16 protein-coding genes are annotated in these 24,497 nt (G+C 57.1%); 3 read left to right on the forward strand and 13 right to left on the reverse strand.

Going from position 1 to position 24,497, the window contains the following annotated elements; genetic code table 11:
• A partial coding sequence (locus tag Q6A51_RS18390; protein ID WP_304575428.1) for an RHS repeat-associated core domain-containing protein occupies positions 1–1,779 on the forward strand: 1,779 nt, incomplete at its 5' end.
• A 134-nt stretch (positions 1,780–1,913) separates the two neighbouring features.
• Positions 1,914–4,691, forward strand: a complete 2,778-nt coding sequence (locus Q6A51_RS18395) for an RHS repeat domain-containing protein (RefSeq protein WP_304575429.1) — start codon at positions 1,914–1,916, stop codon at positions 4,689–4,691.
• 157 nt (positions 4,692–4,848) lie between these two features.
• Here the strand turns inward: Q6A51_RS18395 and Q6A51_RS18400 are convergent, their stop codons facing one another.
• The 13 genes from Q6A51_RS18400 to yaaA form a co-directional block, all read right to left on the reverse strand.
• Complete coding sequence (locus tag Q6A51_RS18400; RefSeq protein WP_200995183.1) at positions 4,849–6,300, reverse strand: mannose-1-phosphate guanylyltransferase/mannose-6-phosphate isomerase; 1,452 nt, start codon at positions 6,298–6,300, stop codon at positions 4,849–4,851.
• Between the two features lie 121 nt (positions 6,301–6,421).
• Positions 6,422–7,090 carry an alginate O-acetyltransferase AlgF gene (locus tag Q6A51_RS18405; protein WP_201018085.1) on the reverse strand — a complete coding sequence of 223 codons (669 nt, stop codon included), beginning with the start codon at positions 7,088–7,090 and terminating at the stop codon, positions 6,422–6,424.
• Positions 7,091–7,102: 12 nt separating this feature from the next.
• Positions 7,103–8,278: an alginate O-acetyltransferase gene (locus Q6A51_RS18410; RefSeq protein ID WP_304575430.1), complete on the reverse strand. Its 1,176-nt coding sequence runs from the start codon at positions 8,276–8,278 to the stop codon at positions 7,103–7,105.
• Positions 8,279–8,288: 10 nt separating this feature from the next.
• Positions 8,289–9,839, reverse strand: coding sequence for an MBOAT family O-acyltransferase (locus tag Q6A51_RS18415; RefSeq protein WP_201018083.1), 1,551 nt, complete (start codon positions 9,837–9,839; stop codon positions 8,289–8,291).
• Positions 9,840–9,998: 159 nt separating this feature from the next.
• Entirely contained in the window at positions 9,999–11,132 is a 1,134-nt protein-coding gene (locus Q6A51_RS18420; RefSeq protein ID WP_201018082.1) for a mannuronate-specific alginate lyase, read from the reverse strand.
• 8 nt (positions 11,133–11,140) lie between these two features.
• A complete protein-coding gene (locus tag Q6A51_RS18425) occupies positions 11,141–12,580 on the reverse strand; it encodes an alginate O-acetyltransferase AlgX-related protein (protein ID WP_201006078.1) in 1,440 nt (479 codons plus the stop codon).
• 14 nt (positions 12,581–12,594) lie between these two features.
• On the reverse strand, positions 12,595–14,202 hold the full coding sequence (gene algG / locus Q6A51_RS18430; RefSeq protein ID WP_201018081.1) for a mannuronan 5-epimerase AlgG: 1,608 nt from the start codon (positions 14,200–14,202) through the stop codon (positions 12,595–12,597).
• Between the two features lie 27 nt (positions 14,203–14,229).
• Entirely contained in the window at positions 14,230–15,738 is a 1,509-nt protein-coding gene (locus Q6A51_RS18435) for an alginate export family protein (protein WP_304575431.1), read from the reverse strand.
• Entirely contained in the window at positions 15,735–17,144 is a 1,410-nt protein-coding gene (algK, locus tag Q6A51_RS18440) for an alginate biosynthesis TPR repeat lipoprotein AlgK (RefSeq protein ID WP_201018080.1), read from the reverse strand. The genes Q6A51_RS18435 and algK overlap by 4 nt, the downstream gene beginning before the upstream one ends.
• Before the next feature lie 2 nt (positions 17,145–17,146).
• On the reverse strand, positions 17,147–18,319 hold the full coding sequence (locus Q6A51_RS18445) for an alginate biosynthesis protein Alg44 (protein ID WP_201006071.1): 1,173 nt from the start codon (positions 18,317–18,319) through the stop codon (positions 17,147–17,149).
• A 40-nt stretch (positions 18,320–18,359) separates the two neighbouring features.
• A complete protein-coding gene (alg8, locus tag Q6A51_RS18450) occupies positions 18,360–19,841 on the reverse strand; it encodes a mannuronan synthase (RefSeq protein ID WP_201006069.1) in 1,482 nt (493 codons plus the stop codon).
• A gap of 95 nt (positions 19,842–19,936) precedes the next feature.
• Positions 19,937–21,253 (reverse strand): nucleotide sugar dehydrogenase, encoded by a 1,317-nt coding sequence (locus Q6A51_RS18455; protein WP_201006067.1) that lies wholly within the window; start codon positions 21,251–21,253, stop codon positions 19,937–19,939.
• Between the two features lie 803 nt (positions 21,254–22,056).
• Positions 22,057–22,836, reverse strand: coding sequence for a peroxide stress protein YaaA (gene yaaA, locus Q6A51_RS18460; protein ID WP_201018078.1), 780 nt, complete (start codon positions 22,834–22,836; stop codon positions 22,057–22,059).
• A 331-nt stretch (positions 22,837–23,167) separates the two neighbouring features.
• Between yaaA and Q6A51_RS18465 the strand changes: the two genes are divergently transcribed.
• The gene (locus Q6A51_RS18465; RefSeq protein WP_304575432.1) at positions 23,168–24,304 is read left to right on the forward strand and encodes a polysaccharide deacetylase family protein; all 1,137 of its coding nucleotides are present in this window, start codon (positions 23,168–23,170) and stop codon (positions 24,302–24,304) included.
• The last annotated feature ends 193 nt before the right edge of the window (positions 24,305–24,497 follow it).

Here is a 24,497-nt window from a genome sequence, read left to right on the forward strand (position 1 = left end):
GAGCCGGTTTCAACGTATCAATACGACACGCTGTATCAACTGACAGAAGCCACGGGTCGAGAGCTGGCGACGGTCAATCACGGCCCCGTCTTTGCAGATTTTCAGAGCCCAGCGGACCCCGCACAACTGGCCAATTACACGCAGACCTACGATTACGATGCGGGTGGCAATCTGAAGCAGTTGACTCATGTCGGGTCGCAAAGTCATTCCAGAACGCTGGTTACAGCCAGGCTCAGCAACCGAAGTCTACCGGTGATCAACAACCAGCCACCCGACGAAGACACCATTGCTGCCGCCTTCGATGCCAATGGCAACTTGCTGCAACTTCAGGCTGGGCAAACCCTGATCTGGGACCTTCGTAACCAGTTGCAGGAGGTAAGGCCGGTTGCGCGCGAGTCCGGCGTCGACGACAGCGAGCGCTATATCTACGACGCCAGTGGCCAACGCCTACGCAAAGTGCGCACGACCCAGGCCAAGGCCGTCGCCCATATCGCAGAAGTGCGCTACCTGCCGGGTCTGGAAATCCGCACCGATACTGCGACCGGCGAAACCTTGCAGGTGATCACGGCTCAGGCCGGCCGCAACAATGTCCGGGTACTGCACTGGCAGGCCGGAAAACCGGCTGAATTAACCAACGATCAATATCGCTACAGCCTGGCCGATCATCTGGGTTCAAGCGCCCTTGAACTGGATGCTCAAGAACAGATCATCAGTCAGGAAAGCTATTACCCATTTGGTGGGACTTCATGGTGGGCTGGCCGCAATGCTATTGAAGCCAACTACAAGACGGTGCGTTATTCAGGCAAGGAGCGAGACGCAACCGGGTTGTATTACTACGGCCTGCGGTATTACGCGCCGTGGTTGCAGCGTTGGATCAATCCGGACCCGGCGGGAACTGTGGATGGTTTGAATCTGTTCTGTTTTGTCAGGAATAACCCATGCAGTGGTTTTGATAGTGACGGCAGGGGGTATAAAGGTATTAACGATGAATTTGAGAAAGGAACAGAACAACGTCGAAAGATTATATACCGGGGTTTGAAGGAGATGAAAAAAGCGGGCGAGAAGGGGTTGGTAGCGGATATTGATCTTGCTATCGAGAAAAGCGTGTTCCTGATGACTCGTGAAATGAATCGCTTGAAGAAAAATGATCCGTCCTCCCTTTTCGAATTCATTGGTATGCGACCTCCTGAGGACTTGAGTGCTTCAAAAGGCTATATAGGGCATGTGATTGCCAGTTACGAAAAACTCATCAAAGCTATGTCTCGCTATCAGAAAGGTGGGGACTTGCGTGAGCAGTTTGTTTTTGTGAAAGACGTCGAGAATGAGCGGCGCTTAGCGCATGTGGGCAAGGATGATCCACACAAACGTATATTTTTTACAGGAAACTTTCGGGTGCAAGATCCCGTGTCAAAAATCGGATCTCTCATACATGAGATATCGCATCTTGAGTTGCAGACCAGTGATGATTTTTATTACGACAAAGACGCGGTGTCTGTATCTATGAAGCCCGATACCGCGACCAACGCTTTGAAAAATACAATTAAGAATGCCATTGCTAAAAATATTCGCTTACGAGAAGAGTACAAACCCAAGGGGCCTGGCGCTCCATCATTCAGAGCATGGTTGACCACTGTCGCGGATTTCTGGGGTGTTTATACCATGGCGCAAATAACGCCTGAAGAAAGTGCGAAGTTTCACGGCTTATCCAAAGACCGCTTCGTTCAGGTCCGGAGTAGAAGCAGTGACCATCCTCCGCATAAAGAGGTGTTGTGGCGGTGAGTCAAAAAAAACCAACAACACCCTGCGGATGGGGATACGCAGGGTGTTGCCAGGGGGGCTGACGCACTTTCTGGCTACAAGCTACTTGAGGCTTATAAATAAAAGCTGCAGCTTAGAGCCCCCAAGGACAAAACATGAATAGTCGATCTGCCGCATTATACCGGCATACGCCAGAACTACAGAGGATGGACCCTCGCGGCCTTCCTCTGGCCGCGGTGGCTTTTTGTCGTAGGGATGCAGCCGAGGAGCCTCAGGTTCGTGTCCATCGAAACTCTTTCAATGCTGCGGGGCGTGCCGCTCTTCAGTGGGACCCGAGGTTATGGGCCGACCAGGCGCCTGCCAATCTCGCGATGACTTACTCTTTGAGCGGTCGGATGCTGGCCTGTGACAGCGTCGATGCAGGCTGGCGCTTGGTGCTGCCGGGGGACGCAGGCCAGGCGGTTGAAAGTTGGGATGGGCGAGGAACCGTGAGTCGTATTGTTCACGATTTGTTGCTTCGGCCGATTGCCGTGTCTGAAGGTTCTCTGTGCGTGCAGCGGTTTTCCTATGGGGGGCCGGATTCGGCTGATCAGAATCTGTGCGGTCAATTGATTCGCCATGACGATCCGGCGGGCACGTGGCTGAATAGCGAGTTCGGTTTGAATGGTGCAGTCATTGAGCGGACGCAGCATTTTCTCAAGGACTTCACCGGTCCCGACTGGCCCGAATCACTGTCAGAGCGCGACGCCTTGCTGGAGCCCGGTAGCGGCGCGACTACGGGCTGGTCATATAACCCGCTTGGCGAGGTCATTCGGCAAACCGATGCGCAGGGGAATGCTCATGCGTTGGCGCATTCTGTTGCTGGTCAGTTGAAAGAGAGCCACTTACAACTCCAGGGCAAGCCGTCGCAGGTTATCGTCAGCGATATTCACTACGACGCTCAGGAGCGGGCCGAATCTGAAGTTGCTGGCAATGGGGTGATCAGCACGGCGCAGTACCAGGATGAAGACGGTCGTCTGGTGCAACTCAGTTCCAGGCGCAGTAATGGGCAGGTCTTGCAGGAGCTGACTTACAACTACGACCCGGTCGGCAACGTGATTCATATCGAAGACCGTGCTCAGCCGATCCGGTACTTCGCCAATCAGCGCATCGAGCCGGTTTCAACGTATCAATACGACACGCTGTATCAACTGACAGAAGCCACGGGTCGAGAGCTGGCGACGGTCAATCACGGCCCCGTCTTTGCAGATTTTCAGAGCCCAGCGGACCCCGCACAACTGGCCAATTACACGCAGACCTATGGCTACGATGCGGGCGGCAACCTGCAGCAATTAACTCATGTCGGGTCGCAAAATCATTCCCGGACTCTGGTGACCGCTTTGCATAGCAATCGCAGCCTGCCAGTGATCAATAACCAACCGCCCAGCGAAGAAGACATCGCCGCAGCTTTTGATGACAACGGCAACCTGCTGGCATTGCAAGCGGGGCAAACCCTGAGCTGGGACCTTCGTAACCAGTTGCAGGAGGTAAAGCCGGTTGTGCGCGAGTCCGGCGTCGACGACAGCGAGCGCTATATCTACGACGCCAGCGGCCAACGCCTACGCAAAGTGCGCACGACCCAGGCCAAGGCCGTCACCCATATCGCAGAAGTGCGCTACCTGCCGGGTCTGGAAATCCGCACCGATACCGCCACCGGCGAAACCTTGCAGGTCATCACGGCACAGGCCGGGCGCAACGGCGTGCGTGTTCTGCACTGGCAGGCCGGAAAACCTGCCGAACTGACCAATGATCAATACCGCTACAGCCTGACCGATCATCTGGGGTCAAGCACCCTGGAGCTGGACAAGGATGCTCAGATCATCAGCCAGGAAAGTTATTACCCATTTGGTGGGACTTCATGGTGGGCTGACCGCGATTCTATTGAAGCCAACTACAAGACGGTGCGTTATTCAGGCAAGGAGCGAGACGCAACCGGGTTGTATTACTACGGCCTGCGGTATTACGCGCCGTGGTTGCAGCGTTGGATCAATCCGGATCCGGCGGGAGTGGTGGATGGGTTGAATCTGTTCCGCTTCGTTCGCAATTCACCTCTGCGGTATACCGATAGTGAAGGCGCTGATCCCCGCGATGTCATTGTTGCGAAGGGGTTTTCCAATTTTACCCCCCTGCAGCAAGCCAAGCTGAAAGATGCTCTTGATGTGTCTGCCAAGCTATTGCGACGCACCATCGCTGAGCTGGGCAAAAGTCGCCCTGAGCATGGTGTTTCAAAAGCCTTTGCTGCAACCTACGGGCGGGATCTGCCTCCGGAATTAAAGAAGCTTACTGTTGCTGGAGTACGAAAAGAGCTAATCGAACAGAAAAAATTCTTGTCATCCATTCTTAAACCGAAAATAGCCAAATCCCTTGAGCTTTTCGACACCGATACTGACATATTGGCCACAACGCTTATGACTAATAAAGTGTTCAGTAAGTTTCTCAGGATGCGAATATCCAGAACACATCTTGAATCACATAACGTGCTGAACGTTGCCCATACATTGATTCATGAAGCGTCTCACGCTGTTAGTGGTGCCTTGGATGCTTTTTACAATGAGGAGTTTATTCTTCCAGACAAAGTCAGCCCGGTAGTGGTTAAACAGTGGTCAAAAGAAATCAGAAAGACCCTGAAGTACATCGTGCTGAATGGACCGGAGGCACATGAGTTTGCTCCGTCCGATTATCGAGATGCCATGCTGGCTCTCGATGATAATGCGGACATAAGGGCGCGTCGAACAGAAGCATTTGGTGATCCCAAAATCCGGGCTTCGTTATTACGAATGAATGCCGACACTTATGCTGGACTTGTCATGTCTTCAAGACTGCCGGCAAGGCTGATGGCCAAGCGAGTGCGAAGTGAGATGCGTCAAGAGGCTAAACGTCAGAGAGTGGCATGACTGGCATCGGATTGAACCAATAAAAAACCCCCAGTAACACCCTGCGGATGGGGATACGCAGGGTGTTGCCGAGGGCCTGTTGCTCTGTCAGCGACAAGTTGCAAGCTACAAGCCTCAAGTTACTTGAAGCTTCCAGCTTGAAGCTTGCCGCTATCTTTTATCGTGCAATCGTCTGCGTTTTCACGCCCGCTTCCAGCGCACCGGAACGGCCATACACATCTTCGTAGCGTTCGATATCGTCTTCACCCAGATAGCTGCCGGATTGGACTTCGATGATTTCCAACGGGATCTTGCCCGGGTTTTTCAGGCGATGGACCGACGCGATCGGGATGTAGGTGGACTGGTTTTCAGTCAGCAGGAACACGTTCTCGTCGCAGGTTACCTGAGCCGTGCCGGATACCACGATCCAGTGTTCGGCGCGGTGGTGGTGCATTTGCAGCGAGAGGCTGGCGCCCGGTTTGACCGAGATGCGCTTGACCTGGAAGCGGCCGCCCATGTCCACCGAGTCGTAGGAGCCCCACGGACGATAGACTTCCAGATGGTTCTGGGTTTCGCTGCGGCCCTGTTCGTTGAGGGTGTTGACCATCTGCTTGACGCCTTGGACCTTGTCCTTGTGGGCGATCATCATGGCGTCCTTGGTTTCGACGACCACGATGTTGTCCAGGCCGATCACCGATACCAGTTTGCCGTTGCCGTGGATCATGCAGTTGCGGCTGTCCTGAATGACGACGTCGCCTTTGGTGACGTTGCCATGGTTGTCTTTTTCCTGCACTTCCCACAGTGACGACCAGCAGCCGACATCGCTCCAGCCTGCCGACAGTGGCACGACGCAGGCGCGCTGGGTTTTTTCCATGACGGCGTAGTCGATGGAGTTGTCCGGGCAGCAGGCGAAGGTCGCGGCATCGATGTCTACGGCGCCGCCGTCGTGCTGGCTGCGCTCAAGGGTCAGCAGGCAGGTGTCGTAGATATCCGGATCGTGTTTTTTCAGCTCTTCCAGGAAGCGGCTGGCGCGGAACAGGAACATGCCGCTGTTCCAGTAGTAACCGCCTGCCTCGACGAACTCGGCAGCGCGTTTTTCGTCAGGCTTCTCAACGAAGTGCGACACGCGGCTCACGCCTTCCGGCAGCAGCGCATCGGCGGTGGATTTGATGTAACCGTAGCCGGTTTCCGGTTTGTTGGCCGGTACGCCGAACAGGACCATTTCGCCACGCTCTGCTGCGACGGTGGCCAGGGCCAGTGCGCGTTGCAGGGCTTTCTGATCTTCGATCACGTGATCGGCCGGCAGGACCAGCATCAGCTCGTCGTTGCCTTCATTGACCAGCATCATCGCAGTCAGGGCAACGGCGGGTGCGGTGTTACGCCCGAACGGCTCCATCAAGATGGCCTGGGTGTTGAGGTCCAGTGCTGCCAACTGCTCGTTTACGATGAAACGATGCTCCTTGTTGCAGACCACGATGGGCTCTTGCATACCCTCGAACACCAGACGCTCCAGGGTTTGCTGGAACAGGGTGTGTTCGCCTGTCAGTGCCAGGAATTGTTTAGGGAATTGTTTACGCGAAAGCGGCCAGAGTCGTGAACCGCTACCGCCTGACAAGATCACTGGAATCATTTTGTTTCTCCAATAGCATTCAATAAGGGCTGTTCGTGGTTTTCTGTCGTTTCTGTCTTTTTCTTGTACTGCGCTAGCGGGTCCGTGGCTGACAGAGGCCATGAACCCGCCAACTTGATTTTTAGCGAGTCGCTACCGGTGGCTTGACCCAGACTGGCGACAGGTTGCTGCCGCTGCCGGTGATGTACAGCACGGCGGCTTCACCACGTTCCAGGGCAACAGGCTTCACGTCAGTGACTTTCTTGTCGCCGTCGTACAGCGCCAGGCTGACTTTCACCGGGTTGATTTCACGCTCGCCGGTGCCTTTGGCTCCTACGGTCTTGACCACTTCGGTCTTGCCGTCGGCGGTTTTCAGGGTCAGCGATTTGTCGCTGAGGTTCTGGACGCGAACCAGGGACTTCTGCTTGTTCTTGAACGGTGCTTCTTCAACCAGTTGCGGCTTGCCGCTGGCGTTGTTGACCAGGGTGTAATAACGGTCGCTGGCCAGTTTCACCGGTACGGTCTGGCTGCCGAGCTTGGCGGTGTAGTCGCCTTGCGGCATGAAGCTGAACGCAGTGCTGCCCAGTGGCGCGACTTCGTTGAGGTTGGTGTTGCCAACGCTGGCGCTGATTTCTGCGTTGCTGGCGTTGTAGACACGCACGAAGGTCGAGCCTTTCGGTGCGGTCGGGCCGTAGAGGGCAGAGTCACCGGCAAGGGCTTGCAGGGACATCAGGCCGAGGGTTGCGGCCAGTGCGCAGGTTTTGAACAGGCTTTTCTTGGCCGAACGATTTGGAGTGTGCTGTAAGGTCATAATTCAGTCCTCTCAGTTTTGCGCCTGGTTGGGCGACTCGGATTGTTTGGTGTTAAGGGCCAGGTTCTCTTGGCTATCACGTGACTTCTTCAACTCGGCGATCCACTGTGGATCGAACTCGCCAAGGTCGTTGTGAGCAGGCAGATAGCGCTCCGGGAATTCCCAGATGACCACTTGTGGTGGTGTGGTCTTGAACGCATCGGTTTGCAGATACTTGAGCATCGGCAGAATCGGCCCGTGACCGTCTTCTGCGTAGTTGACGACGTCGCTGCGCAGTGCATGCTTCAGGGCGCCGACGAAGTTCCAGTTGGGGTTGGCGCTGTAACTGGTGCCAACCAGGCCGACCGGAATTTCGGTGTCTGCAAACAGGGCATCATCATCGGCGGCAGTTCCTTCGACCGGATTTGTGCTGCGTTGTTGCAAATCATCCGGCTTTGGAAGCAAATTGCTGAACAGCGGATCCAGTGGCAGGAAGTTGGTCAGGTCGCCTTTGTAGGGCGTGACTTCCTTGGCCTGGGTGACGAATTGCTCGGGTTCGCCGTTCAACGTTGTCTTCCCGGAAATCGCGACACCCAGTTGCTGCGCCGCCACTTCTGCACCCATCGGGGTCCAGTGCGTGTCGGTGCGCAGGAACACCTGGCCTTGCTGCTTGGCGGCCTGCAACGGCGCCAGCAGGTCAGGGGCGAAGATGCCGGCTTGCGCGACCTGAGCATGGAACTGTTGGTACAGATCGGTGTGCAGCGTGGCTGGCTTGTTATCGCCAATGTGCTCTGGATACAGGCGGGTCTTGGCTGGAACAATTGCCAGCACCAGTTCCGTGCCTTGCTTTTTCAGCTCGTCGCGCACGCCCTGAATCAATGCCAGGTTGTCCGCTTCGTTCTTCTCGCCGTTGGGAATGGCATCGAACTCTTCGTCGGTGTAGAGCCACTGGTCCTTGCCGACCACGACACCCGGACGGCCTTCATTGAACAGCTTGAAGTCCAGGGCGGCCCAAAGGTTTGTACCCAGGCGTTTGATCGGGAACTCATCGTCGTAATGAGTTTCCGCCGCCTTGGTCCATTTGCCGTCGAGCACTGTGGTTTCGGCCGAGGTCGAGAAGTTGCTGAAACTGCGCAGCGACCAGGCCCCCAGAACCACCAGCAGGGTCATGAACAGGGTGACGTAGAGGATTCGTAATGAACGGGTCATGTCAGGCTCCTCAGAACTGGAAATAAAGGAACGGCGAGAAGCTCTGCGCCGAAAGTTTGAGAATCGAAGCGATGAACAGCAGCAGGATCAGCGCACGCATGGCGTAGCGAGACCAGTCGGCAGTCCAGTAGGCCGGTTGCACCTGGGCGTTGGTACCGACGGTGTAGCCAGGCAGGTTGATGCTGCCGGGTGCGTCGCCAGGTACGGCCTTGATGGTGCCGGGCTCTGCGGTTGCCGGGCCGTCGGCCTTGGGCTTGTCGCTTTCCGAGCGGCCCTGGTAGAAGTCGCGCAGACCGAAGTACGCCAGGGTTGCGTAGGCCAGGATCAGCGTCGCCACTTGCAGACCGGTCAGGCTTGCACGGTTGAGTTCCGACAGGTTCCAGTCGCCGAAGCTGAACATGGCGCTGTACATGCGGCCTGCAACGTGCAGGTTTTCAGCGCGGAAGATGACCCAGCCGATAACCACCAGCAGGAAGGTCAGCGCCCAGCGGATCGGGTTGAAGCTGTAAGGCTTGGTGTTGATGCCCACCGCTTTTTCGATCGCCAGCCACATACCGTGCCATGCACCCCAGATGACGTAGGTGATGTTCGCACCGTGCCACAGACCGCCCAGCAGCATGGTCAGGAACAGGTTGCGATAGGTCGCGAACTTGCCGCCACGGTTGCCGCCCAGCGTGATGTACAGGTAGTCACGCAGCCAGGTGGAGAGGCTGATGTGCCAGCGACGCCAGAACTCGGTGATCGACTGGCTGATGTAAGGCTGTTTGAAGTTTTCCATGAAGCGGAAACCCATCATCAGGCCCAGGCCGATGGCCATGTCACTGTAACCGGAGAAGTCGAAGTACAACTGCGCGGTGTAGGCCAGCGCACCCAGCCAGGCATCACCCGTGGTCGGGTTTTCCAGGGCGAAGCAATGGTCTGCGACCACGGCCAGGGTGTCTGCGATGAACACTTTCTTGATGAAGCCCTGCATGAAGCGCGTGCAGCCTTCGGAGAACTTGTCCAGCGTGTGGGTACGGTTGTTGAACTGGTCGGCCAGGTCACGGAAACGCAGCACGGGGCCGGCGATCAAGTGCGGGAAGATCGCGACGAATGCAGCGAAGTCGATCAGGTTGCGCGTGGCCGGTGTGTCGCCGCGATAGACGTCGATGATGTAGCTGATGGACTCGAAGACATAGAACGAGATACCGATCGGCAACAGCACGTGGGTCAGGATGAATGGCTCCAGGCCCATCGAGGTCATGGCCGCGTTGATGCTGTCCACACCGAAGTTGGCGTACTTGAAGTAGCCAAGGATGCACAGGTCCACGCCCACGCCGAGCAACAGCCAGCGTTGTGCCGGTTTGGTCCTGACCCCGCTGGCCCCGATCTGTAGACCGATCCAGTAGTTCCAGACTGTGACGGCGATGAACAACGCCAGGAAGTCCACACGCCACCAGGCGTAGAAGATGTAACTGGCTATCAGCAAGAGCAGGTTGCGATAGCGTTGCCCGCTTATGTAGTACAAGCCGAAGAAGATCGGCAAGAACAGAAACAGGAACACGTTGGATGAGAAAACCATCCTTATCTCTCCGTTTGTCCAACATTCAAGGGCTCAAAGCCCCCCCAAACCCCCCATGAAATTCGGGGGGTAAAACACTCACGCTACCTGTCCTGTGGAAGCGGATTCATCTGCGAAGAGTTCTGTATCTTCGCGAATGAATTCGCTCCTACACGTTCGTCACGAACCGCCTTTGTCACCTTTTTCATGGGACGGGTCGTAGACTTTGGTCAGATCGCCGCCCAGACGGAACGTCTTGAACGGTTGCATCTCGTGCTTGTGTTCGATCACATCCGGGCTGCAGGTGTAGAGCGAGCAGAACGGTTCGAGCCAGGCGAATTTCGGATCTTTCTTCAGCTCGCTCATGTCCTGCTTCTCGCCACCGCGCGAGGCGAAGTCGTTCGGGTTTTTCACTCCGGCGAGTACCCGGTCACCCAGACGTTTGAGTGCGCCATTGTTTTCATTGCGCAGGTCGAGACCGTTGGCCTGGGCGAAGCTGGCGATCATGGCCAGTGGCGGCAGGGCGTAGTTGTGATACGCCAGGGCGCGCTGACGACGTTTCATTTCGTTCGGCAGGAAGCCGTCCCTGTCGACCTGATTGGCGGCGACCTTGTATTCCTTGACCGCCCAGTCGAACAGGTCACGGCGGTTGGTGGCGACAGCAGTTGCCATCACTGACCATGCGGCCCAGTAGGAGTGGTTGTTGATCTTCTCCATAGGCAGGTTGCTCCAGTCACTGATCACCTGGTCTGCCAGCTTGCTGAACCAGGCTTCGATGACCTGAGTCTGCTGCTGACGGTTGGCCAGCGGTTGCGACTCGGAGAACTTCAGGCGCAGGTAGGACGATGCCATGCTGCCCAGTGCCCATTTGCGCATGGACTTGCCGGTGTGGTTGAACTCACGGGACTCCAGCGCATCGGCCTGAGCCCAGGTAGTGAGCATGTTCAACGCACAGTCGAGTTGTTCCGGGCGACCGTCGCGCATGTACTGCATCACGACCTTGCTGATACCGCGCTCAAGAGTCGTGATGTCTTTGGTGGCATCGCGAAAGGCTTCTTCGGACTCTTCATTGAGCGTTGCACGTGCCTTGTCGGAGCCTTCGTACTTGCTGCGGAACACCAGTTTGTCGGTGTACGGTTTTGGCACGGCATCACACGTGAAGTCGTGGCTGCCGGTTTTCATTTTTTCGATAGGGGCTGAATACCCCTGCGGGGGAACCAGCGTCGTTGTGGCAGATGCACCCGATGCCCATGCCATCGATGACAGGATTGCCATCGAGAGCAGGGTAGGGCGTATCAGTTTCGGAGTCTGCATAAGTCACCTCATAGTCCGGCTTGAGCGGTGTGTTGCGCCGTGCTTGGGAACACATTGCGCTTGCATACTTTTGCTTCGACTTTCAGTGGTGCTGTCCCTGCTTCCGGGCCCTGTATTTCAAGAGCGAGCAATTGTTGGTTTGCCCAGTCTTCGTCTTCGCGCAGTTCAAAGGCGAAACGTCCGTCGGTATCGGCGGTGTCCGGCTTCTCGATTTTCAGGTCCTCGTGACGACCGTTCATGTACCAGAGCCTGGCCTGAAGGGTTTTCACCGAGGTGTCATCGAACCGGATATCGATCTGGTTCTGGCTGTTGCGGATGTCCTTGATGCCATTCTTGCCGTTGACCAACACTTCGTTGTTGCCCGGCTTGAGAGTGGTGCTGGCGCTCATGACCGCAGGCTTGCCTTCGCAACCGTTATCCAGCAGCGCCATCATCTGGCGGTAGATGGTTTCCTGGTCCAGGCGATACAGTGGCGAGAATTCCCAGATCAGGATCTTCGGTGGACGCTGCTGGAAGTCTTCGCTGCCCAGGTACTGCAGCATCGCGCCTTCCAGACCGCCACCAGGGAATGCCACGTTCAGCACATCGGCACCGATGTATTCCTGCAGGAAGCCACCGAAGTTGTAGTTCTTGCCGCTGTGACTGGTACCGACCAGAGTGATTTCCGGGTTTCCGGAATCGCCGAACAGATCGCCGTCACCTGCTTCACCCTTGGGCTCGGTGGTGAACTGATCCATGTACTGAATCGCGTAGCTGGTGCCGCACAATTGACCTGCCATGTTGTGCAGGGTTCCGGTCTTGCCCATGCGTCCGGACTTGTGGCTCTCGAATTCACGCTTGGGAATGTCGGCGTAGCCCGGTACTTTTTTCACGGTTTCGGCAACGATTTTCGCGGTGCGTTGTGCGCCGTACGGTGTCCAGTGCTGGTCGCCACGGAAGTAGAAATCATGGGCCTGTTGCTCGTTGGTCAACGGCGACAGATCCGGCACCCAGTAGCCCATCTTGCTGAAGCGACCGAGCATGGCCTGATAGTTTTTCAGGGCCTTGTCGTAGTCGTACTTTTCACGTTCGGCAGGGAACAGTTTGTTGCGATCCACCAGGCCGCGGGTCGGCTGATAGACCATCACCAACTCCACACCCTTGCTCTTGAAGGCATCGTGCAGTTCCTGCAGGCGGCGATAGCCGGCGGGCGTTGTGTCGAACTCGGTGCGCAAGTCTTCCTGGGTACGGAACAGCCAGTCGCCCTCGGCCTGAACCAGGGTGGTGAAGTTCTGCTGATAGCGCGTGGTGTAGTTCTTCGCGTCATGGGCAGCAGGGCACAGGTTGCAGCAAGGTTCGGCGGTGAAGGTCGGCGCTTGCGAGTCATCTGCGCGAGCCGCGCCAGCGGCGGCCATGAGGGCTGCGGTCAGGCTGGAGAGGCTCAGTAGTTTGATCAGTTGTGCGTGCATAAAAATACCTTTCCTCATTCCCGCAGTTCGGTCTGGCTTTCGACGGGGTCGATCAATACGGCTTTCTTCTGGCGTACCAGCAGGTCGAGGATTTCGTCCTGACGCTCACCCAGGATTCCGTTGAGGCTGATGCCTACCGGTTTGGTCGGTGCGAGCATCGATACGCGATAAAGCTCCACGCTCAGTGGCGAGTCGATGGACAGCGGGCCGGAGCCGTTACTGACCAGCTCGCCGCCCACCAGGATCAGCGACACCTCGGCGTCGAAGGGGTCCAGGGCGATATCGCGGTCGGTATTGGTCAGGTCCTTGATGTGCCCGTAGACGCCCATCAGGCCGTTGCCCATGGCGACGTTTTCATAGAGCTTGATGTTCACGCTGTTACGAACGCGGATACCGTGGCGGCGGTTGGCAATGACACGGTTGCCCCACAGCAGGTTGTTGCCGCTTTCGTACAAGGTGATGCCGTCGGTGTGGTTCTGGTAGATCTCGTTATAGGCAACGATGTTGTTGACGCTATTACGGTCCAGTACCACGCCCGACAGTTTGTTGTTGTGGCTCTTGTTGCGGAAGATGAAGCTGTTGTCCACTTCCCGGGAAATGATGATCCCGTGCTTTTTCTTGGTCCCGTATACGTCGTTCTCGGCAATGATCAGATTGTGCGAGCGGTCATGCGGGTCAATGCCGTAGACGATGTTGTCTTTGTAGGTGTTGCCCTTGACGACAAAGTCGCGGGTTTCGTAGCAGTAGAAGCCGTACCACATGTCCGCGAATTCCGAATCGACGATCCAGCCGGTCGGCTCGGGACGCTTGAGGATCTTCGCGGTGTTGGGCGTGTACTGGGAAATACTGATGCCGTAGGACTTGCTCTGGTCGTAACCCATGCTCGACATCCTGGTGTTGGCGATCCAGGTTTCGGAGCCACCCCAGGTCAGTATGAACGGCCGGAATTCGTCAGGCTTGCGATACAGCGCAAGGCCGTTACGCTCTTCACTCCAGGCGTCGACCTTGGTGTGAGTGATCAGCAACTTGCCTTCGCTGACCAGGAACGAACCCTTTTCCTGAGACAGGCGCAGTTCCTTGGTTCTCTTGTCGATCTCGAAGATGCCGGTTTCCTTGACGAGGATCGGCAGGCGAGCGATGTACACGCCTGGCGATACTTCGTTCAGAAACTGTTTGGGCACTTTCTTGGCCAGGTCCTGCAGGGTCACATAGCCGTCGGAAATCATGATGGCTTGCGGGATGCCGCGCTGGCGGGCAACCCATTCGGCCATCTTGTTATCGCCGCCGATGAACTCCTTGAGGCCCGTTTCTTCCATCATGCGCGCCACGGTTACTTTGCCTGGCTTGCTGCGGTCGATCTTTTTCAGGGCCGCTTCAGCGGTGTAGCCACTGATGTCTGGCAACACAGGCTTGTCCATCGCCAGCGGCTCGATGGGCGCGCTGCTGATGGTGTAGTTCTTGGCCTGTTGCAGTTCCTTGACGTTTGCCGGGACAGGTGCGACCGGCGCAGTGTTGGCCAGCGCTGCGGTGCTGGCCATCAGCAGCGCGCTGCTCAGCACTGCACTTTCGAGCAGGGCGTGAGGCCAGGTGCGGTTACGCACATTGCTTGCTTGACTGTTCATCTCATCGCACTCCTTTGGCGGTTCGCATCAGAAGCGCCAGATGACGTCGACAATGGCGCGGTGCATGTATTCATCCACGCCGTTGTGGTAAGCGTCGCCGGGCTTGAAGACACCGGCACGCAAGCGCACCAGTGCCGAAGGTTCGTCGATCGACTGGCTCACTGCGGCTGGCAGCAGGCCCTGTTTGAAATACTTGGTGACGACCAGATCCATTTCCTGACCCAGGTCCTTGCGGCCGTCTTCCAGCGGCAGGGAACTGAAGGTGTTGGTCGGTACGCCGTTGGCATCAGTGATTTCCCGGTTAGGGTTGATGCCCGCGCCGCCGATGCCCGAGTTGCCGTCCACACGACGGAACTTGTGGTAGATCAGCGAGGCGTCGTACTCGTCGTTCATGCGCCACGAAGCGAACAGAGAGCCGGTTTCCACGTTGGCCATTTCGCCCTGGAAGGCTTCACCGAAGCGATGGATGCGTGAGCGAGTGCCGGTCCAGTTGGAGCGGTTACTTTCCAGACCGTTCTGTACGTAGTCCTTGCTGGCGCGCGAGTAGGCTGCACCGACTTGCCATTGCGGATCGAGACGGAACCGCACGCCCAGGTCGGTGGCCCAGCCATTGAGGTCACGGCTGTTCTTCTGACCGGCCAGGTACTGATCGGTGGCAGGGTTGTAGTTCGCGCCGATTTCGTCGCGGTTACCGGTCAGCCAGGTCAGGCTGCCCCAGTAGTTGATCGGGTTGGTGTTGCGGTGGTTGTAAGCGTCGCTGTCGGCAGTCAGGCCCAGCCAGGTCAGGTCGCCATTGGAAGTCTTGTCCAGATCGTCCAGGACTTCGTTCTGGTTCTTGAGCTTGCCGTCGTCATGGCTGTAGTGGGCGCGAACACCGGCCCAGTGGCCAGGTGTCCATTGGTAGCTGGCCGAGCCGAACAGGTGCTGGCGGTCTTCATCGTCCGGAGCCAGTTCGGTCAGGTCGGTACGGTATTCGCTGAAGCGTTGTGCAGCGCCCAATTCGGCACGCAGCAAGGTAGTGTCGAAGGTCCAGTTGATGGCTTCGATGTTGGTGTCGTGCCACTGACCGTCATCGTTGCGCAGACGCTGGCGACCTACCTTGAGGATTTCACCGGGGTAGGGCGTGAAGCCGCTGTAGCCGATCCAGAACTCGCGCAGTGCCGCATAGCTCTTGTCGACTTCGCGCTCGCTGGAGTTGCCGCGTGAACGCTGGGTGCCGGTTTCGCCATTGTTGGAAGTCGTGGTCTGTTCCAGCGGGTCGGTCTGGATGGTATCGGTGGCGGTGACCACCTGGCCCATGGCGTAGGCGCTCCAGTTGCCGCTCTGGCCGTAGACCCAAGGGCGCAGATCAAGACCCAGACCTTTGACGTCACCGCCCGAGCGAGTGCCCAGGTCGCGGTCGTCTTCGGACTGCGCGCTGATTTTTACTTCGATACCGAAATTCTGTTCTTCAGTCAGCGCTGCCAACGTCGGGCAGGCCCACAGCAGAGTAAAACCAAGGCCCATGCCGGCGGCCATCAAAGGATTCAACTTCATAGCGCTTCCTCACCGTCTTTTTCTTCTGTCAGGGTCTGCACCAGCACGTTCTGTCTGGCGGTTACACCCCGGACCTTTTGTTCGCGTTGCAGCAACCCTTGGGCGGCGGCGCGTTTTTCAGGCGGTAGTTGAGAGTCGAGTACTTGCGCAAGCTCGGTGGCTTGCGGTGTGCCTTGAGCCAGTGCCAGCTGGCCGAAGACCCAGGCGTTGACCGGATCGGGCTTGGTGCCCTTGCCTTGGGAGAACAGTTGCGCGATGGCAAAGTCGGCGCTGTTCTGGCCGCCACGGGCGGCGGTCAACAATTCGTCCAGTGCCTTCTGTGGATAGACCTCGCCCAGATAGCCGCGGCGGTAGATCTGACCCAGGTAGTAATGGGCGGAGATTTCAGTGGCAGCGGCTTTCTGCAGGTGTTCTTCGGCTTTCTTCGCGTCGGCCGGCACCCATTTGCCTTCGTAATAGAGCCTGCCCAGCAGCAGTTCGGCGCGGGGTTGATCCGCTGCGCGACCGTTGTCCAGGTACTCCATCATCTTGTTCACGTCACCCAGTTCAGGGAAGTCGTAAAGCAGTTTGGCCAGGGTGACCCACGAGATCGGGTAGCCCGGCGCGATATCTTCCAGCAGTTGCTGGGCAGTCTTCTCGTCCGGAGTGCCGATCTGGCTGTCGCCCAGCACACGGGCTACGCCGTCCACTCGCTGGGCACTGACACGACCCGAAGCATGGGCGCTCTTGAGTTGCTCGATCAGCGCTGCCTGCTGCTCGGTCTGGCCGCGTTTCTGATAAACGGTGGCCAGTTCGACGTAGCAGATGTCAGTGCTGTTCAGAGCCTGTTTGCAGATGCTTTCGACTTCATTCAGATGCTGGTCATAAGTGCCTTGGGTGCGATAGAGCAGCACCTGAGCCAGACCAGCTTCCGGGTAGCCGTTGGCGCGCCACTGGTTGATCTTCTGCTGGGCATCCACGTTCGGGAAGCTTTGCGGGTATTGCAGGTAAAGCATGGCCAGCGGCAGCAGGGTGCCGGACTCACCATTGGCGAATGCCTTGGTGAGCAGCGCTTCTGCTTCATGGTGCTCGGCCAGTGTGGCATCGGGTTTTACGGCCAGCAGGCGCCCCAGACGCGATTGCGCCCGAGGTGAAGTTGCGGCGGCTGCGCGATAGGTGGCTTCTGCCTCTTTGAGCTGGGCAGGATCACCGGTACCGACCTGGATGTCGGCCAGGCCGACTTGTGCATCGCTGTAGCCCAGGTCCGCCAGTTGCCGATAGTTCTGCTGCGCCAATGCAGTGTCGCCGTTTTTAAGGGCTTCATTGGCGAGGCGTTGATCGGGCAGGCCGGCACAGCCGCTCAGGCCGAGCGCGACGGCGAGGCTCAATAGCGTGGGGGTCGACAGGCGTCGTAGTGGGCTGTTCATGATTACAGACCCGCAGCCATGGCTTTATCGATCAGCCAGTTCACGGACGGGCCACGGTCGCTGACAACTTCGACAGGGCGGCCAGCCAGGCTGCTGCTCAGGCTTTCGTCAGGCTGGATCTGAACACGGATGTCGGTGGACAGGTCGGTGTTGCTCAGGTTGCTGCTGCTGACGATCTTGCCGGTACGCAGTTGATCTTCGCCAGCGATCTGGAAGCTCACAGGCGTGCCAGGCTTGACGTCGTTGAACTGGCGATAGGTGAAGCGGGCTTCAACAGTGGCCGGAGCGTTGCGTGGCACCAACTGGAAGATCACCTGACCTTTGGATGCGAACTGACCGTCAGCCACCAGTTGACGAACCACGACACAATCACACGGGCTGGTCATGGTGCCGCTCATTTGCTTGCCATACAGCTCTTCGATCTTGGCGGGTTGCAGGTCTTCGCCAGTCAGGCTGCCCTTGAGCATTTCCAGCATGCTGGTGTTGAAGGTTGCCAGCGGTGCGCCTTTGGCGGCTTCGCCATTGGCCGGGATCAGGCTTTGCACAGTACCTTCGCGCGGCATGGTCACGTCCATGCTCGGCACCGATACCAGACCAGCCGAAGCGTGGCTGACGAAGTACAGGCCGTACACGGTCTTGAAAATGAAACCGAAGGCCGCGAGACCGACGATGAAGATACCCAGGCTGAAGGTCACTGCACGCAGACGACCCAGGGCGCTCATGCCACCGGATTCTTTCTTGTTCTTGCGGGCCTTGGTGAAGTTGTCGCGCTGCAAGGTGGCCAGCACTTCACCCAGGCTGACGATGTCGCCGCTCAGGTGGGATGTGATGATGTGGCGCAGGGTCGCGATGTCTTGTGCTTCAAGGTTCTGGAACTGGCAGCCGACACGACCGCTTGCACTGCTGATGGAGCGCACTTGCATTTCGACGTCCATGGCCAGGCCAAGGTTGTCGATGAGGAACTGCAGGCGGCCCTTGATCACTTCGCCTTCGGTCAGTTTGATCTGGCTTGGGGCAATGAAGCTCAGACCACCGGCCGACAGGTCTTCGATCCGTACCAGAGGAGCATTCTGCTCGCCGGTGAGCAGGCGCAGCTTGGCTGGAATCTTGACCCGTGCGTGTTGGCGCTGGGCTTCCGATTCATGTACGACGTTCGCATTCACGGCTGTATTCATGGCAATTATTCCTACTTGAGCGATTGATTCATTGGCCCGGTCAAACCATCGTCAGCAGTACTGCGACGAAGATGGTGCCAGCTGAAAAAGTCATGGTTCGGGACGACCAGGTGTTGAACCAGCCCTGAAAGCTGGCCATGTCGCGGCTGAGTTTTGTGTCCTGGCGGGTCCAGGACTGTCGGTCCAGGCGGAAGAAAACGTAGATTTTCATCAGGGCGCCGACGATCTGGTTGTAATAGAGAATGATGGGGTAGGCAGGCCCTATCCTGTGTCCCGAGCAGGACAGCAGCAGTGTCAGGATCAGGCGGGTCATGCCGATCCACAGCAGGTACATCAGGATGAATGCGCCGCCGTACTTGAAGCTGGCAATGATGGCGACGGTCAGGCCCAGGATCGATGTCCACATCGACACGCGCTGGTCGAACAACACCACGCTGGTGAACAGACCCAGGCGACGAATGCCCAGACCCAGTGCGCGGGAGTTCTGACGCAGGTTGTTGCCGTACCAGCGGTACATCAACTTGCGACTGGCCTTGAGAAAGCTTTTTTCAGGAGGGTGTTCAACGGTGTTGATGGCGGCATCGGGCACGTAGAACGTGTCGTAACCCAGGCGCATCAGGCTGAACCAGCTCGACTTGTCGTCACCGGTCAGGAACTTGAAGGTCCCTAGACGCCAGTGATTGAGCGAGTCGCTTTCCACGTCGGCAATGAACTCGGGGTCGGTTACCACGGTGGCGCGGAATACCGACATGCGACCGGTCATGGTCAATACGCGCTTGGACAGGGCCATCGAGCACATGTTGATGTGGCGCTGGGCGAAACGCAGCTTGTGCCATTCGCTCATGATGTAGCCGCCGCGAACCTCACAGAACTCGTTGGTGGTCAGGCCGCCGACATTGTCGAACAGGTGGAACCACGGAACGGTCTTGCTGACGACGCCTTCATTGAGCACGGTGTCGCCGTCGATCACGGCCACTACTGCGCGTTCATCCGGAAGGTGACGCGAGATGGCGCGGAAGCCATAAGCCAGGCCGTCGCGCTTGCCGGTACCAGGGATGCGCACGAAGTCCAGCTTCACACGCTCGGGCGGGTTCATCTTGGCCCACAGGCTCTTGACCAGCAGCTCATCGGACATTTCAACCAGCGAGCAGACGATGGTGGTCGGCAGTCCGCAGTTGATCGCCTCACGAATGACCGAGCTGTAAACCTGAGCAGTGGTCAGAGCTTCGATACGGAAGCTGGTGACCATCAGGAACACATGGGAAGGATCTGCTGCCTTGCCCAGCTTTTTCAGCTTGCGGCGCAAGTGTGGGTAGACCACATACAGAAATATCATTCCGCGTACGAAATGCGTGATCCCCATGGAATAGCGCCAGATACCCACGGCGCCAATCAGGAAAATAAAGTTCCTCGACTGTGAGTCGAAGATACTGGTAGGCAATGCAGTTGCGATGCCCATTAACAAACTTAGGTAAAACAGCCAACCGGCGGCCTCTAGTAGGCCGTGTTTTAGCCTGTCCATAGATTTGTATCCCAAAGTCAGTTGCAAGCCTCAAGCCCCAAGCTGCAAGCGGGAGGCTTGAGCTTGTGGCTTGGTGCTTGGCGCTTGCGGCTGATTTACCAGCAGATACCTTCAGCACGGCCGCTTTCGCCGGTGCTCTTGGACATGAAGCCCACCAGGTCTACAACGTGCTTGCCGTGAGGCGTCTGGTCGGCCAGGGCGCGGAAGCGCTCGTCGCGGTTACCCAGGATGATCACGTCGGAATCGTTGATGACCTGATCGAAGTCCGAGTTCAGCAGGGACGACACGTGAGGGATCTTCGACTCGATGTAGTCCTTGTTGGCACCGTGTACGCGAGCGTATTCGACGTTGCTGTCGTAGATGCTCAGGTCGAAACCTTTACCGATCAGCATTTCGGCCAGTTCGACCAGCGGGCTTTCGCGCAGGTCGTCGGTGCCGGCCTTGAAGCTCAGGCCCAGCAGGGCGACTTTGCGGGTATCGTGGCTGGCCACGATGTCGAAAGCGTTCTGTACCTGAGAGACGTTGCTGCGCATCAGGGAGTTGAGCAGCGGTGCTTCCACGTCCAGGCTGCCTGCACGGTAGGTGAGGGCGCGAACGTCTTTTGGCAGGCAGGAACCGCCGAAGGCGAAGCCTGGGCGCATGTAGTACTGGGACAGGTTCAGTTGCTTGTCCTGGCAGACCACTTCCATCACTTCACGGCCATCGACGCCGACTGCCTTGGCAATGTTGCCGATTTCGTTGGCGAAGGTGACCTTGGTGGCGTGCCACACGTTGCAGGTGTACTTGATCATCTCGGCAACGGCGATGTCCTTGCGGATGATCGGTGCGTCGAGTTCTTCGTACAGCGATTGCAGAACGTCACCGGAAGCCTTGTCGAACTCGCCGATAACGGTCATTGGTGGGTGATCGTAGTCTTTGATCGCGGTGCTTTCACGCAGGAACTCAGGGTTCACTGCAACGCCGAAGTCGACGCCGGCTTTCTTGCCCGAGCAGTCTTCCAGAATCGGGATTACCACATTGGCGACAGTGCCCGGCAGCACGGTGCTGCGAACCACGATGGTGTGGCGGGAGGTCTTGTCACGCAGGACATAACCGATTTCGCGGCAGACGGATTCGATGTAGTCGAGTTCCAGGTCGCCGTTCTTCTTGCTGGGCGTACCCACGCAGATCATCGACAGGTCAGTGGCGCGGATGGCTTCGGAGAAGTCCGTGGTGCCACGCAGTTTGCCGTTGCGAATGCCCTGTGCCAGGAGGTCTTCCAGGCCGGGCTCGACGATAGGCGATTTGCCGTTATTGATAAGGTCGATCTTGGTATTGGAAATATCCACACCAACAACATCATGACCCCGTGCAGAAAGGCAACCGGCACATACTGCACCGACATAACCCAAACCAAAGATGCTGATACGCATCGTACTCTCCTCGATTTTTCACGCCATAAGTTGGCTGGATATTAATTTTGGCCAGCAGATGTCACACGCAAGTCAGTAAGGCTGTTAAGCCACTTAACTAACGCAGGCATATTTAATGAATGAGTGCCTAAACAAACGAGGCGAACTCAAATGACACTAAGTACAAGCGGCAAGTGACCTGTCCATACGGATCAGGGCCATGCTCTCTTGGATGCGGCAAACCACTCCCTGTATAGCGATCCTTGGCAGGTCGATCCGAAAGCCTTGGCTTTGCCGATCTGGAGCCCTGCTCTGCACACCTCATGGTGTTCGCTTGTCTACCTACTTCAACTAGTGATGTGAGTTTGATTTCAGTACCCGAAGTATTGATTCCGCAGAATCAAACTTAATCCCTGGCAACTTCCCTTTGCTCTCGTAGCGCTGTAAGTGATCTCTTACAGGCTTGTCGAGAATTGTTACGGGATGTAGGAGCATGTGGGTTCGCGATTAGTTCCGGGCCGCTCGTCCTGTTTTTGAGAATTTTTTCGATTGGCCTTTTTGACGGGGTGGTTTCAAAATGATGGCAACTAGCGTGAAGCCCTTAGTTGTAGAGGGGTTCAAGTAGGTGGATGTTTTTTTGCTATTACGGAAAAATGACAGAATGCCATCACTCAAAAAAGTTGTTATTTTTTCGAGAAAACCCACTCGAAAAATGAACGCCTCGTTTGGTGATGTTTATATGGCGTCATAAAAATGGCAGAGGAGACTTGAATTAACGAGCCTATGTTGCGTAGTGCCCGGAGCACTACGCAACATTGACGCCATCACTGTTCCGGACTGTCGCGCAGGAAGACCAGTTTGTCGGGTGTCGATTGTTCGACGCTGTAGCGGTAACCCTGCGCATCGAATTCCTTCAGTGCTTCAGGGGTATTGATCTGCTCGCTGATCACGAAACGGCTCATCATGCCGCGGGCTTTCTTGGCGTAGAAACTGATGATCTTGTACTGGCCGTTTTTCAGGTCCTTGAACTCGGTATCGATGATGCGGGCTTTCAGGGCCGAGCGTTTGACCGCAGAAAAATATTCGGTAGAGGCCAGGTTCAGCAGCAAGTCATCGCCTTGCTCAGCCAGTGCCTGATTCAGCCATTCACTGATGCGCGTGCCCCAGAAGGCATACAGATCCTTGCCACGGGCATTGGCCAGCTTTGTGCCCATTTCCAGGCGATAAGGTTGCATCAGGTCCAGAGGGCGCAGCAGGCCATAAAGGCCTGACAACATGCGCAGGTGGTCCTGGGCGTAGGAAAGCTGGGCATCAGTCAGTGTTTCGGCCTGCAAGCCGGTATAGACATCGCCCTTGAATGCCAGCAGCGCCTGCTTGGCGTTTTCGGGCGTGAAAGCTGGAGTCCAGCTGCCGAAACGCGCCGCGTTCAGTCCCGAGAGCTTGTCGGACAGATGCATCAGCTCACCGATCTGCGCTGGCGTCAGCTCGCGAAGCTGGGTAATCAGCTCCTGAGAGTGGTCCAGGTATTGCGGCTGGGTGTAGCGCTCGGTGGTCGGCGGGGTCTCGTAATCGAGGGTTTTCGCTGGGGAAATCACCATCAGCATGAAGTCGTCTCCTGTAATCGTCGGGCGATTCTATGGGGTGATGGGGTATGACTCCAGCTATGGTGGCGATAACAGACCGTGTGAAAACTACTGCGCTCGGTCATGCTGCGTTGAAAACAGGCTCGGAATGCTCATTTACAGCCAGTAAAGTCGAGCGCGACTCCGACCGTTCCTCGCCTGTTTTCGCCTTGCCTGACCTTCGCTCGCTACGTTTTCACACGGTCTGTATAGGCCGTGGCTTTGTAACGCGCCGGACATAAGACACCGCCCCGGATCAGCTATAGTGCCGCGCGGGTGATGGCGTTGATATTGGATCGAGAGGGCATTGGTTTTGCGTATTGTTTTAGCAGTTTGCGCGTGTCTGTTCTGGTTTGAAGCTCAGGCGGCGGTGCCTGAAGTCGCCACGATGGATCGCAGTGTGTGGCCCGAGCGTTTCGAGACGCCGGCCTTGTTCGATGTTGCCTCCCGTGCCGAGATTCTGGCTTTCGCCCATGCCCTGGCTGTCAGCGAGACTCTGGACGAAGAAGGGCTCAAGCAGCGCCTGGGCCTGCGTTATGTCAACGTGCCGTCGCTGAATGTGGTTCGTCATCGCCTGTGGTTGCGCTTGCTGGAGAACTATCAGGCGGCGCAGAAGAGCTGTGAGGAAGACGCCAACTTCTGTGTGCTGGTCGAGGACATGGAGCAATTGCGCCAGCGCGCCGAGGAGTATCAGGTTTTGCCGGATTCGTTCTATGCCGCATGGGGCAAGCCGAGTTCGATCTTCCATGAGCGTTACCTGAACGAGTTGCTGTACATGGCGGCTCTGTTCCCTCAGACCAGCAGTGAAATCGAGCGCTACAACTCCGATGAAATGAGTGGCGATGAAATGCCGGATCGCACCTTCATGCTCAATTTCGACAGTGGCCCGAGCCCGGCGGATGGCAATACGGACTGGCTGGCCGATTTCATGCGCCAGCAAAAAATGACCGCGACCTTCTTTGTACTGGGGAAAAGCCTGCAGACGCGCCTGGAGAGCAGCTCGGCAGCCAGCCTGCAGGCGCTCTACAGGCAACAATGCGTGGGTGTGCAGGGCTGGGAATATCGTTCGCACAGTAACTGGGTCGACTGGCAGGATTCCGTGCAGCGCAGTGCCGCTCTGGTCCAGCAGATTCTCCCGGACAACTTCGTTCCGCTGTTCAGGCCGCCTTATGGCCATCGTCGTGCTGACAGCGGCGAATACTTCCGTTCGCAGCACTTGCGGGTGTCACTGTGGAATATCGATTCGCAGGACGCCACAGGCCGCCTCTCGGCCCAGCAGGTCGGGGACCGGGTGCTGACCCTCATGCTGCTCTGGCGTCGGGGTACGGTGGTATTCCATGACATGGGCAACAAGGCGCAGTCGGCGCTGCCTTTGCTGCTGGCCAATACCGCTCAAAGCGAACTGATCTGGGATGACTGTCGAAATCTGTCTGAAACCCAGGAGGAATAAGGGCTTGAGGGCATAAGAGGAAGGGGGGACGGCGGGTTTTTTCGGCCAATCCGGCCTGAGGTGACTTCCGACTGTAAACGTGCAGGCGGCACTCGCCAAGCGCTATTCGTCATACTGTGAAATAAACTTCAAAAAACTGTCAAAGAGCTTTTTTCTGTCATCGGTTTTGCTGTATTACGAGAACAGACCGCCG

It is taken from the genome of Pseudomonas serbiensis, assembly GCF_030580745.1.
Lineage (GTDB): Bacteria > Pseudomonadota > Gammaproteobacteria > Pseudomonadales > Pseudomonadaceae > Aquipseudomonas > Aquipseudomonas serbiensis.

Excerpts from the sequence above, each read along its gene's own strand:
- Q6A51_RS18445 (WP_201006071.1), bottom strand. The coding sequence starts at position 18,319 with ATGAATACAGCCGTGAATGCGAACGTCGTACATGAATCGGAAGCCCAG.
- Q6A51_RS18400 (WP_200995183.1), bottom strand. The coding sequence starts at position 6,300 with ATGATTCCAGTGATCTTGTCAGGCGGTAGCGGTTCACGACTCTGGCCG.
- Q6A51_RS18455 (WP_201006067.1), bottom strand. The coding sequence starts at position 21,253 with ATGCGTATCAGCATCTTTGGTTTGGGTTATGTCGGTGCAGTATGTGCC.
- Q6A51_RS18420 (WP_201018082.1), bottom strand. The coding sequence starts at position 11,132 with ATGCAGACTCCGAAACTGATACGCCCTACCCTGCTCTCGATGGCAATC.
- Q6A51_RS18435 (WP_304575431.1), bottom strand. The coding sequence starts at position 15,738 with ATGAAGTTGAATCCTTTGATGGCCGCCGGCATGGGCCTTGGTTTTACT.
- Q6A51_RS18405 (WP_201018085.1), bottom strand. The coding sequence starts at position 7,090 with ATGACCTTACAGCACACTCCAAATCGTTCGGCCAAGAAAAGCCTGTTC.
- Q6A51_RS18395 (WP_304575429.1), top strand. The coding sequence starts at position 1,914 with ATGAATAGTCGATCTGCCGCATTATACCGGCATACGCCAGAACTACAG.
- Q6A51_RS18410 (WP_304575430.1), bottom strand. The coding sequence starts at position 8,278 with ATGACCCGTTCATTACGAATCCTCTACGTCACCCTGTTCATGACCCTG.
- alg8 (WP_201006069.1), bottom strand. The coding sequence starts at position 19,841 with ATGGACAGGCTAAAACACGGCCTACTAGAGGCCGCCGGTTGGCTGTTT.
- Q6A51_RS18425 (WP_201006078.1), bottom strand. The coding sequence starts at position 12,580 with ATGCACGCACAACTGATCAAACTACTGAGCCTCTCCAGCCTGACCGCA.
- yaaA (WP_201018078.1), bottom strand. The coding sequence starts at position 22,836 with ATGCTGATGGTGATTTCCCCAGCGAAAACCCTCGATTACGAGACCCCG.
- algG (WP_201018081.1), bottom strand. The coding sequence starts at position 14,202 with ATGAACAGTCAAGCAAGCAATGTGCGTAACCGCACCTGGCCTCACGCC.
- Q6A51_RS18415 (WP_201018083.1), bottom strand. The coding sequence starts at position 9,839 with ATGGTTTTCTCATCCAACGTGTTCCTGTTTCTGTTCTTGCCGATCTTC.
- algK (WP_201018080.1), bottom strand. The coding sequence starts at position 17,144 with ATGAACAGCCCACTACGACGCCTGTCGACCCCCACGCTATTGAGCCTC.